The organism is Marinimicrobium agarilyticum DSM 16975, from assembly GCF_000423345.1.
GTDB classification, from domain to species: Bacteria; Pseudomonadota; Gammaproteobacteria; order Pseudomonadales; family Cellvibrionaceae; genus Marinimicrobium; species Marinimicrobium agarilyticum.
The window spans coordinates 345,009-361,023 of the sequence record NZ_AUHU01000003.1 but is presented as its reverse complement, the minus strand read 5'-3'; the positions used below and the strand labels follow the sequence as shown (position 1 = coordinate 361,023).

Below are 16,015 nucleotides of genomic sequence, written 5' to 3'. Positions count from 1 at the left end.
TTATTGCTCCTGTCCTTACATGGACTGAATCTGTTGCAACAGATCATACACCGGCTCGCCCTTGTAGGCGTCGTGCATGCTCTCTACCTGATCCATAAACAGGGTTTTGTCGGGACGAATGATCTCAACACCTGCCTTCTGGACTTCCTCCAGCGCGTGGTCGGTGGCCTCGGCCCAAAGCTTTTTCTGGTACTCGACCGACTCGTCCATGGCCTGCTGAAGCCACTGCTGCTGTTGCTCGGTAAGGCTGTCCCACACATAGTCACTGATCAGGACCACATCGGGCACGTAAGTGTGTTCATCCAGGGTGTAGTACTTGCACACTTCGTAGTGCTTGGAGATGAAAAAGCTGGGCGGGTTGTTTTCCGCTCCATCAACCACGCCCTGGGACAGGGCAGTATAAAGCTCACCCCAGGAAACGGGGGTGGGAGAGCCCCCCAGCGCGCTGACCATCTGCATGGAGGTCTGGCTTTCCTGAACGCGGATTTTCAGACCATTCAGGTCGGAAGGTTTATGGACCGGGGTATCGACGGTGTAGAAACTCCGGCTGCCGGCGTCGTAGTAACCCAGGCCACGCAGTCCCACGGTTTCACCGGCGGCCAGCATGTCGCGGCCAATGTCGCTCTCCAGAACCTGCCAGAAATGTTCGTGGTCCCGGAAGACGTAGGGAATGCTGAAGATTTTCATCTTGGGCACGAAGCTTTCCATGGGGCTGGCGGAGACTTTGGTCATGGCCAGGCTGCCAATCTGGAGCAGTTCGATGAGCTCTCGCTCTGAGCCGAGCTGGCCGTTGGAGTAGACTTTGAGTTCCATGCTGCCGTCGGAAAGTTCTTCGAGCCGTTCAGCCATATGAACCATGGCTTTGTGCACGGGGGTGCTCTGGTCGAGGTCGTGGCCCATTTTCAGGTGCACGGTCTTGTCCACCACGGCGTCGCAACCCGCAAGCAGGGCGGCGATGGCCAGGCCGGCCAACAAGCGCGACCAACCTCTCCAACTGGATCGTTTGTTGTCTCGTATCTTTTGCATAAGGACCTTCTCTCTTATTGTCGTGTTGACCATCATACAGCCCACCTTTCGCTCTCTCAACGGAAGGCTTTGTACTTCGTTGTACCGGGTCGGAACGGGGCATAGGGTTGCTGGACACGCCGTAAACCCATCCCTGGGGGCTCGAATCGCGAGTCCCTCGCTCCACGGTCCAGCAACCCTATGCCCCGCACCGACCCTACTTCGGTGCGAGTGTCACACCAACTCCACACACGCTTTGGGGAGCCACCGTCCAGTCGCTCCAAAGGCCAACGTTAACGCATCAAGCATTCCCTCTACCAACCGGTCAGAGGGTGAGGAGCACACTGCTTCAAGACCGTGGAGCGAGGGACTCGCGATTCGAGCCTACATGGACGTATTCACGGCGTGTCTTGAAGCAGTGTGCTCCTCACCCACCCCCGAAGCTGAAAAACCTCCTAATCAAGATTGCGGAGAATCGTCTCCACCATCTTCTTGGCGTCCCCGAAGAGCATCATCGTATTGTCCCGATAGAACAACTCATTCTGCACCCCCGCGTAACCCGGAGACATACCGCGCTTCACAAACAGCACCGTCTTCGCCTTCTCCACATCCAGAATTGGCATGCCATAAATCGGGCTCGCCGGGTCACTCTTCGCCGACGGATTCGTCACATCGTTCGCGCCAATCACAAAAGCCACATCCGTCGTCTGGAACTCGCTGTTGATGTCCTCCAGCTCAAATACCTCATCGTAGGGTACATTCGCTTCCGCCAACAGCACATTCATATGCCCCGGCATACGACCCGCCACCGGATGAATCGCATACTTGACGGTAACCCCCGCCTGCTTCAGCTCGTCACACATCTCGCGCAACGCGTGTTGCGCCTGAGCCACGGCCATACCGTAGCCGGGAACGATAATCACCGAACCGGCATTTTTCATAATGAACGCTGCATCTTCCGCACTGCCGCGCTTCACAGGCCGATCGTCAGAGTCACCCGCCGGGCCCGACGAGTCACTGTCGCCACCAAAGCCGCCCAGAATGACATTGAAGAAGGAGCGGTTCATGCCCTTACACATGATGTACGACAGAATCGCACCGGAGGAACCCACCAGGGCACCGGTCACGATCAGGGCATCGTTTTTCAGGGTAAAGCCAATGCCGGCCGCGGCCCAGCCCGAATAGGAGTTGAGCATGGATACGACCACCGGCATGTCAGCGCCACCGATCGGGATGATGATCAGCACACCGATCACAAACGCCAGGGCAGTCATGGTCCAGAATATCCAGGGTTGCTGGTCGACGCAGAAGAAGACGATCAGACCGAGAATCACCAGCCCCACCAGGGCGTTCAGAAAATGTTGTCCGCCGAAAGACACCGGTGCGCCGGAGACCAGCCCCTGCAGTTTGGTAAAGGCGATGACAGAGCCCGAGAAGGTGATTGCACCAATCACTGCCCCCAAGGCCATTTCAATGCGGCTACCGACAAAGATATTGCCGTCGGCGGCGACCAGGCCAAAGGCATCCGGGTTGGTAAAGGCCGCCCCGGCCACGAGTACCGCCGCCATACCCACCAGACTGTGAAACGCCGCCACCAATTGGGGCATGGCAGTCATGGCAATGCGTTTGGCGGTGGTAATACCGATCACCGCGCCAATGATCAGGGCCGCAATGATCCATTCGTAGGATTGCACTTCCGGACTGAACACGGTGGTGACCACCGCGATCAGCATACCGATCATGCCAAAGAGGTTGCCCGCCCGGGATGTCTCAGGTGAGGACAGGCCGCGCAGGGCCATGATGAACAATACCGCCGCGACCAGGTAGGCCAGCGCCGTCAGATTTGCGTGTAAGTCAGTCATAAATTCCCCCGGTTACTTTTTCTTCTTGTACATGGCGAGCATGCGCTGGGTGACCGTGAAGCCCCCGAAGATATTGATCGCGGCCAGCGTCATGGCGAGGAATCCGAGCATTTTTGACAAGCTCATGCCCTCGGGCCCGGCGGCGATCAGCGCACCGACAATGATCACACTGGAGATGGCGTTGGTCACCGCCATCAACGGTGTGTGAAGCGCCGGGGTGACGCTCCAGACGACGTAGTAACCGACGAAAATCGCGAGCACAAAAATCGATAACTGCTGAATGAAATTGGCTTCCATGGTGGCCCCCTTTTATTGTGGCTGGAATGCGGAGTGCACCACCTGACCGTCGCGCGTCAGCGTTGTGGCCGCGACGATTTCATCCTCCCAGTTGACGCTGAGCTTTTTGCTGTCGGCGTCCACCAGAGGTGTCAGGTAGTTGAGCAGGTTTTTGGCAAACAGCGCGCTGGCGTCGGTCGACAGACGGCTGGGGATATTGAAGTGGCCAATGATGGTCACCCCGTTTACATCCACGACTTCGCCCGGTTTGGACAGGGTGCAGTTGCCCCCCTGCTCTACCGCCAAATCCACGATCACCGAGCCGGGGCGCATGCTGTGCACCATCTCGTCGTTGATCAGGGTAGGGGCTTTGCGGCCGGGAATCAGAGCGGTACAGATGGCGATATCCTGCTTCTTCAGGGTGTTCGCCACCAGTTCCGCCTGCCGGCGCTGGTAATCTTCACTCATTTCCTTGGCGTAGCCGCCGGCGGTTTCCGCACCGGCGGTCTCCTCGCTCTCCACCATGACGAACTTGCCGCCCAGGCTTTCAACCTGCTCTTTGGCGGCGGCCCGCACATCCGTCGCCGAGACAATCGCCCCGAGACGCTTCGCGGTGGCAATGGCCTGCAGGCCGGCCACACCGGCCCCCAGGACCATCACCCGGGCGGGAGCAACAGTCCCGGCAGCAGTCATCATCATGGGCATGGCGCGGTCGTACAGGTAGGCCGCCTCCAGCACCGAGCGATAGCCAGCCAGGTTGCTCTGGGAGCTGAGTATATCCATGCTCTGGGCTCGGGTGATCCGGGGAACCAGCTCCATTGCCATGGCGGTCACGCCAGCGTCGGCGTAACGCTTGATGGCATCGGGATCGGCGTAGGGGGAAAGACCGGCGATCAGCAACGCGCCCGGTTTCATGGGGCTCAGCTCATCGGGCTGATTGTCGCCGCCCAGCAAGGGGCGCTGGACTTTGAGCACGATATCGGCATCGCCCAAAAGACTATCGAGATCAGCGATCAGGCTGGCGCCCGCCGCCTCATAGGCCTCATCGGTGATTCGACTGGACAGGCCAGCACCTTTCTCCACAGCCACATCAGCGCCGAGAGCGATCAACTTCTTCACCGTCTCGGGCGTTGCGGCCACGCGCCGCTCGTGCTCCCGGCGCTCTTTGGGTATCGCAATTTTCATTGAATTGTCTCCCTCAAGTGATGGACACCATTAACCATAGTCGCTTTTCCCGACTTTGGCGGGTGCAGCGAGGAATGATGTCCTAATACGTGAGGCATCCGGGGTCTCCGGCACCTCACTTCTTGTTGTATGGAGTCAAAGGGGTGCGGTGTTCAGGCGTTCTCGCTCTGATTCACCGCAAGCGCGCTGCCGAGTCTCTCACCTCCCGGCATTACGTGACCCGTTGGTCCACTGTTGGTACTGCCGCCCGATCGATCGGACACAGCCCCCTTGTTACTTTCTATGGCTATAGGCGACCGCCCTATGCGTTTAGCCAACCACCTATATTTTCAGACAACCGCGCCGATCTTCCAGGGATTGAACTCGTTATCCCCGTAACCGAGCAGCTCGCTCCTGGTCGGCTCGCCCGACGCGGTGGCCAGAACCTGCTCGAAGATGGCTTCAGCGGATTCCTGCAGGGTCATTTCCCCATCCAGGATGCCCCCGCAATTTATATCAATATCGTCTTCCATGCGGCTGAAGAGCTCAGAGTTACTCGCCAGCTTCAGGCTGGGTGCGGGTTTAAAGCCGAAGGCTGAGCCGCGCCCTGTGGTAAAGCATACCACGTTCGCACCCGACGCCACCTGCCCGGTGACTGACACCGGATCAAACCCGGGGCTGTCCATAAACACCAACCCCTTCGCTTTAATCTCTTCACCGTAAAGGTAGACACCCACCATTTCAGTGGAGCCACTTTTCGCCTGGGCGCCGAGGGACTTTTCCATAATCGTGGTCAATCCGCCAGCCTTATTGCCCGGGGATGGGTTGTTATCCAGCTCGAAATCATTGCGAGCGGTATAATCCTGCCACCATTCGATCCGGTCGAGCAACTTCTGTGCGATTTCCGGCGTTTTTGAACGCTGAGTCAACAAGTGCTCCGCGCCAAAAATTTCCGGTGTCTCTGAGTAGATGACGGTACCGCCGTGGCGGATCAGTATGTCACCCGCAGCTCCCAGCGCCGGGTTGGCAGTAATACCGGAAAACGCATCCGAGCCTCCGCATTGAACGGCCAGGGTCAACTCACTGGCTGGAACCGTTTCGCGCCGGTGGGTATTAACGCCCGCCAGCATGCCCCGCAATACCTCAATGCCACGCTCGATGGCTTTGCGGGTGCCGCCCACGTCCTGAATGGTGTAGGCCTGGAAGGTATCGGTATCCCCCAGACCGCTTTCTTCCATAACGCGGCGCACCTGCATGGTTTCACAGCCCAATCCCACCATCAGCACACCCCCGAAATTGGGGTGACGAGCGTAGCCATCAAAGGTGCGACGCAAGGTTTCGTATCCCTCGCCGTCCGAGCGCATGCCGCAGCCAGTCTCGTGCGTGAAGGCGACCACACCGTCAATATGCGGATAATCCTCCAACTCACCGGAGAAGGTAAAGTGCTGAGCGATGGCTTTCGCCACCGTGGCGGAACAGTTCACCGTCGTCAGGATACCGATGTAGTTGCGCGTTCCCACTTTGCCATTGGCGCGCCGATACCCCTGGAAGGTGGCACGCTCTTGCTCGGGCACAAAGTCAGTGGGCTGGGCATTACGGCAGAAACCGTAGTCTTTCTCCGCCGCCCCCATTTTGCAGTTGTGGCTGTGCACATGCTCACCGGTGTGAATTGCCCGGGAAGCGAAGCCGATAATTTGGCCGTACTTGAGGATCGGCTGCCCTTGCGCTATATCCACCAGCGCCACCTTGTGCATGGCGGGGATATCGTCGATCAGAGTCAGATCGGGCTGGAGTAACGCCGTGTTGGCAGGAAGAGCCGCTTTGCACACGCCGACGTTGTCACGTTCGTGCAGATGAATGATGTTTGCCAAAATAATGATCACCCAAAGATTGGAGCTTCCAAAGTCACTCTCACCTGACCGCTGGAAAGCCGTTTCGGAGGAAAACAACCTGTCAGCATATCCTGCTGACCGGTTCGCCGAAGTACCCTGGCCTTTGCTTTGACCGCAGCTTTTTATCAGGGCCCACACTTTTTCTGGGATAGAAAAAAACAGGCGCCTTGCGGCGCCTGAAAAATCGGCAATGGTATTCGGTCAATACCGTGATCAAATTTAGCACCGTCACCACCTTTGTCGCAACCATTTAAACGCGCCAACCACCGGACAACGTTTGGGAGGTTTTCTTCAATCTCAAAATGACAGCGGTGTCATTTCGATAAAACCCGCACCTGCAGCAAATGACACCGCTGTCATACCCGCAATTTTAGGAGAGAGTTCATCTTGCAAAAAAAATCACAAATTTTCGCTCTTTTTACCGACAGGCTCCGGGACAACGAAATTGACGCAAAATGTAACCGATTACCGATACAAACAAAATTATGTGTAACCGTTTACACTCAAAAAACCGAAATAATTGAACTAATATAATGCCGATTACAGAAAAAAATTTGTTCTCGAGTCTTGATTTTCCCGCCGAGGCGTACCAGAATGAAACCACTGCATAACGGCACAGGCTTTTCCCGCCCGGAAAAGCGGACTCAAATAAGATAGACCGTTGCGATAGCCCTACAGGCAGTATCTGAAACGCTATCCCGAGACACTGTGCCAGCGCGGTATCGAGCAACCCACAATGACATTAACGGGTGCTCGGGCCTCGAATGAAAAAAGAGGTAAAGAGGCAAGAGGGAGACAGTGGAGAGAGGTGAGAGAGACCAAAACTCCAGTGGTTCGGAGCCCCGAGTTTTATCGGTCAAGCTTTAAAACCACCTCGGTTATCAAGGCATACGGCATTGTTACAGCCACATAAAGCCGCGAAACCGGGCGATTATCAACCAGGCCAAAGCCCACCAGTGGTACGCCACTGGTGGGTTAGGCTGTGCCCGGCCCCCGCGCGGGCCGCCACCACTTCGGTTGCCCTCCGCTACAATCGTCAATGCAACGATCGTCCGGCGCTGCAATAACGCCGACAATGTGTCATCTTTTAGAACAACCAGAGCCTACCGGCTCCTAATAAGAGAGACCCAGAAAGGTGAAGATTATGCTGAAATACCGACAGCTCCCCGGCACCGCGCTGATTGCGGTCGCCGCCCTGACAGGCTGCAGTGAAAAGCCCGCCCCTTCCGAATCGCAACCGGCCACCACCGAGAGCAGCGCCCATTCAAGCACCGAGGCGATGCCTCTGGCCCGCATTGAATTGTCCAACGCGCTCAGTCGTGCACTGAACGATGAGCCGGTTTACGTCAGCTTTTATGACCTGGGTCTCGATCGCCAGGCGGCACTGAATGCTCAGCTGGGCACCCTCCTGAACGGTTCGCCCATCCCGGCCCAACTGATCGACCGCGACGGTGACGGCGAGAAGGACGGGGTATTCACATTGGTGGACCTCGGCTCGGAAGCCCACGCCGAATTGATCATCAAACGGAACCTGGCCAGCCAGTCACCCGAAGCCGCCAAGCGCACCCAGGCGGAAATCTCCCGGAAAACCGGCGGTGAATGGCAGCCCCATTCCGAAGAAAATCGCGAAGAACAATACGAGTACGTCGGCGGGGAATTCGAAAACGTCCAGCAGCTGACCCCACCCGAAGAGCACTCCGATCACTCCTACTTCATTCGCTATGAAGGCCCCGGTATTGAGTCCGATCTGGTGGGCTACCGGATGTACCTGGACTGGCGCAACGGTTTTGACATTTTTGGCAAGAAAACCACCGATATGGTTCTGCAAGACGTCGGCCAGGATGGCTTCGGCTCCTACCACGAGATGGCGGACTGGGGCATGGATATCCTGAAGGTGGGCGACTCACTCGGTGCCGGCGGCTATGGCTATTGGGACGGTGAGAAAGTGGTACGGGTCTCTGAGGTAGACGGCTGGGATGCCCGCATTCTGGAGAACGGGGACCTCTATTCTTCCTTCAGCATTCAATACAACGACTGGCAGGTCGCCGACAAGACTCTGGACCTGACCGCGCAGCTTTCCATGATCGCCGGCAGCCGTTTGGTGCATGTCGATCTGGAGTTGAGCGAGCCGCTCGACAATATCGCCGCCGGTCTGGTCAAACACCCGGGTACCGAGCTGATCAAGGGCGAGGTCGACATCACGGGCAAGGCGTACACCTACGTCGCCAGTTGGGGCCAGCAAACCCTGAATGATGACAACCTGGGTATGGCCCTGTTGTTCCGTCGTTCTGACCTGGAAACCCAAACCGAAGACGAACACAATTATGTGTCCGTGCTCGATGCTGCGGGGGAAGATGTGGACTACTACTTCCTGGCCGCGTGGGAAGGCGAAGCCAATGGCATCAAAACCCGAGAGGATTTTGTCGCTTACCTTGAGGAGCAGGCAGAGCGCCTGACCATGCCCCCCCGAGAGCGCACTTTCTTCGCCCACAGTCAGGCACAGAAACACCCGCCGGCCGACGCGGACGCGGCGTTGAGCTGGAGTCAGCGCCTGGCCGAGTCCGAGCTGGAACGCAAAACCCTCCGCTATCACGTCGACGGCTGGGACACCAACCGCGAGCGGCCGCCCAAGTTCGAATACGACATCATCGGCCTGCTGCCGCTCGCCTACGATGAGCTCAGTAAAGTCACCGATGAGCCCCGCTACGCCGAGGTGAAGGCCAAAACCACCGGTACCTTCATCGGGCAAGACGGCGAGATTGCCCGCTATAAAACCAGTAACTACAACATCGACAACATCAAACCCGGCGACGTTGTCCTGCGTCTGTGGAAAGAAACCGGTGAGGAGCGCTACAAGCTCGCCGCCCAACAGCTGCGTCTGCACCTGAAGGACCACCCGCGCACCAGCGGAGGCGCCTTCTGGCACAAAGAGCGCTACCCTTGGCAGCTGTGGCTTGACGGCGTTTACATGGGCATGCCGTTTCTCGCCCAATACGCCCTGTTGTTTGAAGAAGGCGAACAACAGCACCATAGCTGGGAGGAAGTGGTCAAGGAATTCCAGATTTCCCGTGAACAACTCCGCGACCCGGAAACCGGCCTCTACTACCACGCCTGGGATGAGAAAAAGCAGCAGGGCTGGGCCGATGAGGAGACAGGCCTATCAGAGCACTTCTGGGGCCGCGGTTTCGGCTGGCTGACCATGGCCATCGTCGATGTGCTCGACTATATCCCCGAAGAGGAAACCGAGCTGCGCCAGCCGCTGATCGATATGATCAACGAGATCGCTGCCGACCTGAAAACGTACCAGGACCCGGCCACCGGCACCTGGTGGCAGATCATGGATCAACCGGATGCGCCGGGTAACTACCGCGAATCCAGCGCATCCTCCATGTTTACTTACTTTTACGCCAAAGCGCTGAACAACGGCTATCTGGATGACTCCTACCGATCAGTGGCTCAAAAGGCCTATGATGGCCTGATCCAGGAGTTCATGATTGTTCACACTGACAATAAGGTAAGTTTGACCAATATCTGCTTGGTCGCCGGCCTAGGCTTTGGCCGAGACGGCAGCTACGAGTACTATATGAGCGAGCCGGTGTATCGTAATGATCCCAAGGGCACGGGGCCGTTCATCCTGGCCGGCATAGAGATGCACAAACTGCTCAAAGGCGAATGAGGTAATCCATGAAACAGATTGAAGAACGCTTTGCCGTTCATATCGACGACTACAAACACTACGACACCGAAAAGTTGCGCAAGCACTTCCTGATCGAAAAGATCTTCGAAGACGACAAGCTCAACCTGGTGTACACCCACTATGATCGCATGATGGTCGGTGGCGCCAAGCCGGTCAAAAACACCTTGACCCTGGAGCCCGTCGACCAACAAAAAGCCGAGCACTTTCTCGATCGGCGCGAACTGGGCGCTATCAATATCGGTGGCGACGGTGTCATTACCGTCGATGGAACCGACTACGAGCTGGAAACCAAGAGTGCGCTTTATATCGGCCGCGGTGCCAAAGCCGTCAGCTTTCGCAGCGTTGACGCCGGCAATCCGGCGAAGTTCTACCTGAACTCGGCCCCGGCCCACCACGCCTACCCCACCAAAAAGGTCGGCATGGGCGATGCCAACGTGCTGGAGCTGGGTTCTTCGGAAACCTGCAATGAGCGCCGGGTGAACCAGTTGCTGATCAACGGCATCATCGAGACCTGCCAGCTGCAGATGGGCATGACCGAGCTGCAACCCGGCAGTATCTGGAATACCATGCCGGTGCACACCCATACCCGGCGGATGGAAGCCTACTTCTATTTTAACGTGCCGGAAGACCAGGCCGTTTGCCACTTCATGGGCCCGAAAGACGATACCCGCCACCTGTGGATTCACAACGAACAGGCGGTACTGTCTCCACCCTGGTCTATGCATTCGGGCGTGGGTACCGCAAACTATACGTTTATCTGGGGCATGGCCGGTGAAAACCTCGACTACACCGACATGGACTTCCACCAGCCACACGAATTGAAGTAAGGAGCGAGCAAGATGACACACCCGCTATTTGACCTGACTGGAAAAGTCGCCCTGATCACCGGCGCAACGCACGGCATCGGCATGGCTATGGCCAAGGGCCTGGGCAGTGCCGGCGCCACCATCGTGATCAACGGTCACTCCTCTCAGGAGAAAATCGACAAGGCCGTGGCGGAGTACGAAGCGGAAGGTTACAAGGCATTTGGCTACAAGTTCGACGTCACCAAAGAAGACCAGGTAATCGACGCGGTCGAGAAAATCGAGAAAGAAGTGGGACCGATCGATATCCTGGTGAACAACGCCGGCATCATCAAGCGCGTCCCCATGCTGGAAATGCCCGTTGAGGAGTTCCAGCAGGTCATCGACACCAACCTCGTTGGCGTGTTCACCATGACCCGTCCGGTCGCCAGGAAAATGGTCGAGCGCAAGCAGGGCAAGATCATCAACATCTGCTCCATGATGAGCGAACTGGGCCGTGACTCGGTCGGCGCCTACGCGGCTTCCAAAGGTGGTCTGAAGATGCTGACCCAGAACATGGCCACCGAGTGGGCCCGTCACAATGTTCAGGTCAACGGTATTGGCCCCGGCTACTTTGCCACCAGCCAGACCGCGCCCATTCGCGTGGAAGGCAACCCGCTCAACGAATTTATCATCAGCCGGACCCCGGCAGGAAAATGGGGCGACCCAGACGACCTGCAGGGCGCTGCAATCTTCCTGTCCTCCAAGGCCAGCAACTTTGTCACCGGCCAAGTGGTCTATGTCGACGGCGGCATTCTCGCCACCATCGGCAAGCCCGCGAACGAGTAACCCCTTTCAGCAGTCCCTTTCTGCGGCTAGTTGGCGACACCTCGGTGTCGCCTTTTTTATGCCTGAAGGTTCAATCAGCCGCCCTAAAGCACCAACGGCCAACCCAGAATCAGCACGACCAGCGTGGTCACCCCCACCACGACGTTCATGGGCGCGCCGACTTTCAGGAAATCGGTAAAGCGGTAGCCGCCAGGACCGTACACCATCAGGTTGGTCTGGTAGCCCAGTGGCGTTGCGAAGCTGGCCGAGGCCGCGATCATCACAGCGAAAATGAATGGCTCGGGATTGAGGCTGGCCTTCTCGGTGATCTCCAGCACCACCGGCAGCATAATAATCGCTGCTGCGTTGTTGGTGACACACTCGGTCAACAGCGAAACGGTCACGTAGACCATCACCAGAATCAGCCAGGGGTGGCCACCGCTGAGATCCACCGCCATCTGCCCCAGTAACAGGGCCACGCCGGTTTTATCCAGCGCGGCGCCAATTGAGAAAGAAGCCGCGATGGTGAGCAGCACAGTCGGGTCCAGGCTCTTTTGCGCCTGGGGGGCCGAGCAGCACCCGCTGGCGATCATGACAGCCGCACCGACCAGAGCCGCTTCCAACATCGGCAACACACCCAAAGCGGCCGTGAGCACCACCGCCGCCAAAATGCCCCAGGCCAGGTAGGCGCGCTGGTGCCGGGGTGCTTCGGTTTGGAGGTCGTTGATCAGCAAAAAGTCTTTGTTGTATTGCTGACGACTGACAAAGGCAGGCCGCGCCTCCAGCAACAGGGTGTCACCCGGTTTGAGCTTGATCGTGCCGAGGCTGCCCGGTACCCGTTCACCGTTGCGGGCCACCGCCAACACCACCGCCCCGTAGCGCTCGCGGAACTGGGAATCCCGAATGGTCTGGTTGATACAGTTGCTGTGGGGTGAAATCACCGCTTCGACCAGGCGTCGCTCGCTGTGCTCGCGCCCCAGCGTCGGTTCACCGTTCGTGGAAGGGACAATGCCCTTGATGCGCAGCAGATCGGAAATGGCTTCGGTATCGCCGGCAAAAATCAATCGGTCCCCGGCCTGCAAGGGTTCCTCGGAGCCGACCGCGGGCACGATGGCACCGGCGCGTTCGATTTCCACCAGATAGATGCGCTTGAGGTTACGCAGCCCCGCTTCGACCACGGTCTTTCCGACCAATGGCCCGTCGCGCGCGACCGCCACTTCCAGAGTGAATTCACGCAGGTTGCCGAACAGTGCCTTCTCCCGACGGTCCGGCAGCCAACGCGGAAAAAACACCAGAATGAACACCAGGCCCACCACCGCCACGGGCAGAGCCACCGCCGTGATGGAAAACAGGGAGAAGCCTTCATCCCCAGTCATGGACTGGTACAGGCCGTTGACTACCAGGTTGGTACTCGTACCGACCAGGGTCAGGGTGCCACCGAGAATGGCGGCGTAGCTGAGGGGGATCATCAGCTTGGAGGCGGGCACATCAATCCGCTTGGCCCAGGCTCGCACGGCGGGAATCATGGTTGCCACTACCGGTGTATTGTTGAGAAAGCCACTGAACAGGGCCACCGGCAACGCCACCCGCATCTGCGCCCGGCGCACACTGCCGGGCTGGCCCAACAGGTGATGGACCACCAACTCGATGCCGCCGGAGGAATGGATACCGGTTGCCACCACAAACATGGCCGCCACGGTAATCAGGCCGCTGTTACTGAACCCCGCGAGCGCTTCCTCGGCCGTCAGCACGCCCGTCACCATCAGTAAAATCATCACCGCCGTCATGACCAGGTGCGGTCCGATGCGGGTAAAAATCAGCGTGCCCAGCGCCCCAAGGGTCAGCAGCAGGGACAGCAAGCCTTGCCATTCCATACAGTCTCGTCCAGTGTAGTTATAAAACCCCGCGAGCATAACCAAACGCCCTGCTCAGAGAAAATAGTTATTGGCTCTAGGGTTATAACAAGGGAGTATATGCTCATCCGAAGCGCCCGCGGCGGCGTACTCGCTACAGACTTTTTCGTTCCGGAAACCTGTTATGGCTGCACTGTCCCGCACCACCCTGCCTTTAATGCTGTTACTGCTGCTCACGGCCCAGGCCGCCTTCGGAGCGAAGCTTACTGTGACGGCGAAAAGCGCGAACCAAGAGGCAGACCTCATCCTCTACCTCTACGAGGATGCGGACCAGTTCGGAAGCCTGGGCACCCCCAGCCTTCGGTTCGATGTTCTTACCGCCGAGCCCATGGTGATGGATGTGCCGGCGGGCGACTATGCCATCCTCCTGTTTCAGGACGACAACGGCAACGGCGAGCTGGACCGGAATTTTATCGGCATCCCACGAGAGCCGATCGCCCTGTCCAACGGCTACCGACCCAAGGGCCCGCCCAGCTTTCAGCGGGCCCAGATCCGCCTGAGCGAGAACGAGCCCCAGGAACAGACGATGGAGTTGTACCGCCCCCTCGGCCCTTCGGGCCAGTTGGGAGTCGGCATCGGGATGGTCGGACAGAGCTCCCCCTACCGGGACAGCAACGCCCAGCCAGTGCAGCCGATTCCGGCGATTTTCTACATAGGGGAGCGCTTGCAATGGACGGGACCCAGGGTGCGCTACACCCTGACAGGCAGCACTGACTGGCGGCTGGCGCTTCAGGGAGACCTGCGCCTGGGTGCCTATGAAGACGCCGACAGTTCATATCTGGCGGACATGGGTGACCGGGACACTACATTTATGCTGGGGCTCGCCGTCATCGGCGACCTGCCCGGCAACTTCCGACTGTCGGGCAGCGTCAGTCAGGACCTGTTTGATCGTTCTGGCGGGCAAGTGGCCAGCCTGTCGCTCAGCCGTGGCTTCCAGTGGGGCAACGCTCGACTGTCACCCTCCGTGGGCATCAACTGGTTGAGCGATGACTTGGCCGACTACGAGTTCGGAGTGCCGGCCAGTGCCGCCACCAAATGGCGCCCATCTTACTCTCCCGGGTCGGCCCTGAACCCGGAGCTGGGGCTGTCGGTGTTCTATGAAATCACCACGGGCTGGCAGCTGATCGGGAATATCGGTGTCGAACAGCTGGATACCAGCCTGACCGACAGTCCGCTGGTGGATGAAAAGCGGCTGGTCAAAGGCTTCCTTGCCCTGGGTTATACTTTCTAAAATAGGAACGAGCGCTCAGCAGAATCAGAGCTTAGTGATCGTGCTCTTCGTGCGTCCCCTCAAATCCGGTCCAGGCCAGTTTGGCGGGCACGGCTTCAAGCGTCAGGGCTGTGGTGACCGCCGCCGACTCCAGGTCGACCTCCAAAACCGTCAGGGCAACCGGGTCCGTGACGTAGACTAAGTGACTGGCATGGGACACAGCCATGGCCACGCGCAGGTCCTCCGACAGGCCGCTCAAGTCCGAGGCAACGACCTCAATGGGCGCCAGCGCCGTCCACTCCTCCTCGACTTCCAACCGCGTCAACCCGCCCTGACCATCGAGCACCAGGAAGTGTTCGCCCTCAGCATCAAACGCGTAGGCGACAGCCTCGCGCCCGTCTTCGGTCCAACTCAACGCCTCAATGGTCCCCGCTTCCGGGTCAATCAGGAAAAGCTCGCCAGAGGCAACGCCCACCAGCTCATGAGCACCAGCCGTCGCGTACAGCGAACCGATACGACCGGACAAGCCTTCGGGGTTGGCAATTTTCTCCGCGACAAACTCACCACTTTCTTCGTGAATCACCAACACTCCATCACCGCAACCAAACGCCACGCCGTGGTCCCATCCGGCACTGCCGTGCAGCGCTGGACATTCCATCTCGAAGGTGTGTTCCAGCTCGTACTCACCGTCGTGAAGGTGGTAAAACACCACCTGGTCCGGCAGGGTGGTCGAGGTATCCTGAGGGTCGCGCACGGTGAGGAACAGATGCTCCCCCAGAGTCCGAGCGGCGCCATGCTGGTGAGTGGTCAGTTCGATCCGGACGCCGGCCGCACCATTGGCCAGGTTCGCGTTTGAAACAACACCCACTTGAGCGACCTCAGCGGTATCGGCGTTGCCATCGTAGAAAATCACTGCTTCATCGCTGCCCAGCGTAAAGTGGGTCGGGCGAGGCCCCGACATCTCGAAGTCACTGAACGACGGTGCGGCGATGGTGTAATCAAAGTGATCGCCGTGCGCTTCGCGAATGAAGCCCGCATCGATGGCGTTCACCTGGTTACCGTCCCGTTGAAGCACCAGCGCAAAACGATGGTTGGCGCTGGCGTATACGGCGGAGACGGCACTTTCCATCGGGTAATGGGCCAGCTCTTCCCCATCATCCAGGTCGTAGACCATGACTTCCGGTTCATCGTGAGACGAAATGACCAGGCGACCCTTGCTGCTGGGCGCATCACCGTGAGAGTGTTCATCGTCATCGTGGTCGTCATGATTCTCTACCGGCTCGCGCTCGACGATGTTGGTGCTGCTGCCGCCACAGGCGGAGAGTGCTAATAAGGCACTCACACAAAAGGCGTAAGCGATATAGCGTGAAGTGGTAAACATGCTCG

General features: G+C 58.4%; 11 protein-coding genes. 4 read left to right on the top strand and 7 right to left on the bottom strand.

What is annotated here, in order from left to right; genetic code table 11:
• Positions 1-15 precede the first annotated feature (15 nt).
• From G547_RS0101615 to G547_RS0101595, 5 genes are all read right to left on the bottom strand, one after another.
• Positions 16-1,026 (bottom strand): TRAP transporter substrate-binding protein, encoded by a 1,011-nt coding sequence (locus G547_RS0101615; protein WP_051234563.1) that lies wholly within the window; start codon positions 1,024-1,026, stop codon positions 16-18.
• A gap of 434 nt (positions 1,027-1,460) precedes the next feature.
• Complete coding sequence (locus G547_RS0101610) at positions 1,461-2,867, bottom strand: NAD(P)(+) transhydrogenase (Re/Si-specific) subunit beta (protein WP_027328352.1); 1,407 nt, start codon at positions 2,865-2,867, stop codon at positions 1,461-1,463.
• Between the two features lie 12 nt (positions 2,868-2,879).
• Positions 2,880-3,164, bottom strand: coding sequence for a proton-translocating transhydrogenase family protein (locus G547_RS0101605; RefSeq protein ID WP_027328351.1), 285 nt, complete (start codon positions 3,162-3,164; stop codon positions 2,880-2,882).
• Positions 3,165-3,176: 12 nt separating this feature from the next.
• The gene (locus tag G547_RS0101600; RefSeq protein WP_027328350.1) at positions 3,177-4,328 is read right to left on the bottom strand and encodes a Re/Si-specific NAD(P)(+) transhydrogenase subunit alpha; all 1,152 of its coding nucleotides are present in this window, start codon (positions 4,326-4,328) and stop codon (positions 3,177-3,179) included.
• Between the two features lie 329 nt (positions 4,329-4,657).
• On the bottom strand, positions 4,658-6,178 hold the full coding sequence (locus G547_RS0101595) for a UxaA family hydrolase (protein WP_027328349.1): 1,521 nt from the start codon (positions 6,176-6,178) through the stop codon (positions 4,658-4,660).
• A 1,165-nt stretch (positions 6,179-7,343) separates the two neighbouring features.
• Between G547_RS0101595 and G547_RS0101590 the strand changes: the two genes are divergently transcribed.
• The 3 genes from G547_RS0101590 to G547_RS0101580 are packed head-to-tail and all read left to right on the top strand — an operon-like array spanning position 7,344 to position 11,527.
• Entirely contained in the window at positions 7,344-9,875 is a 2,532-nt protein-coding gene (locus G547_RS0101590; protein ID WP_027328348.1) for a glycoside hydrolase family 88 protein, read from the top strand.
• An 8-nt stretch (positions 9,876-9,883) separates the two neighbouring features.
• Positions 9,884-10,723: a 5-dehydro-4-deoxy-D-glucuronate isomerase gene (gene kduI / locus G547_RS0101585; protein WP_027328347.1), complete on the top strand. Its 840-nt coding sequence runs from the start codon at positions 9,884-9,886 to the stop codon at positions 10,721-10,723.
• Between the two features lie 12 nt (positions 10,724-10,735).
• Positions 10,736-11,527, top strand: a complete 792-nt coding sequence (locus tag G547_RS0101580; protein WP_027328346.1) for a gluconate 5-dehydrogenase — start codon at positions 10,736-10,738, stop codon at positions 11,525-11,527.
• Positions 11,528-11,610: 83 nt separating this feature from the next.
• Here the strand turns inward: G547_RS0101580 and G547_RS0101575 are convergent, their stop codons facing one another.
• Complete coding sequence (locus G547_RS0101575) at positions 11,611-13,380, bottom strand: SLC13 family permease (protein ID WP_027328345.1); 1,770 nt, start codon at positions 13,378-13,380, stop codon at positions 11,611-11,613.
• Between the two features lie 163 nt (positions 13,381-13,543).
• On the opposite strand from G547_RS0101575, the gene G547_RS0101570 reads away from it, so the two are divergent.
• Positions 13,544-14,650: a MipA/OmpV family protein gene (locus G547_RS0101570; protein WP_027328344.1), complete on the top strand. Its 1,107-nt coding sequence runs from the start codon at positions 13,544-13,546 to the stop codon at positions 14,648-14,650.
• 31 nt (positions 14,651-14,681) lie between these two features.
• On the opposite strand, the gene G547_RS19555 is transcribed toward G547_RS0101570, so the two are convergent.
• Positions 14,682-16,010, bottom strand: coding sequence for a hypothetical protein (locus G547_RS19555; RefSeq protein WP_051234561.1), 1,329 nt, complete (start codon positions 16,008-16,010; stop codon positions 14,682-14,684).
• Between the last annotated feature and the right edge of the window lie 5 nt (positions 16,011-16,015).

Excerpts from the sequence above, each read along its gene's own strand:
- G547_RS0101615 (WP_051234563.1), bottom strand. The coding sequence starts at position 1,026 with ATGCAAAAGATACGAGACAACAAACGATCCAGTTGGAGAGGTTGGTCG.
- G547_RS0101610 (WP_027328352.1), bottom strand. The coding sequence starts at position 2,867 with ATGACTGACTTACACGCAAATCTGACGGCGCTGGCCTACCTGGTCGCG.
- G547_RS0101605 (WP_027328351.1), bottom strand. The coding sequence starts at position 3,164 with ATGGAAGCCAATTTCATTCAGCAGTTATCGATTTTTGTGCTCGCGATT.
- G547_RS0101600 (WP_027328350.1), bottom strand. The coding sequence starts at position 4,328 with ATGAAAATTGCGATACCCAAAGAGCGCCGGGAGCACGAGCGGCGCGTG.
- G547_RS0101590 (WP_027328348.1), top strand. The coding sequence starts at position 7,344 with ATGCTGAAATACCGACAGCTCCCCGGCACCGCGCTGATTGCGGTCGCC.
- kduI (WP_027328347.1), top strand. The coding sequence starts at position 9,884 with ATGAAACAGATTGAAGAACGCTTTGCCGTTCATATCGACGACTACAAA.
- G547_RS0101580 (WP_027328346.1), top strand. The coding sequence starts at position 10,736 with ATGACACACCCGCTATTTGACCTGACTGGAAAAGTCGCCCTGATCACC.
- G547_RS0101575 (WP_027328345.1), bottom strand. The coding sequence starts at position 13,380 with ATGGAATGGCAAGGCTTGCTGTCCCTGCTGCTGACCCTTGGGGCGCTG.
- G547_RS0101570 (WP_027328344.1), top strand. The coding sequence starts at position 13,544 with ATGGCTGCACTGTCCCGCACCACCCTGCCTTTAATGCTGTTACTGCTG.
- G547_RS19555 (WP_051234561.1), bottom strand. The coding sequence starts at position 16,010 with ATGTTTACCACTTCACGCTATATCGCTTACGCCTTTTGTGTGAGTGCC.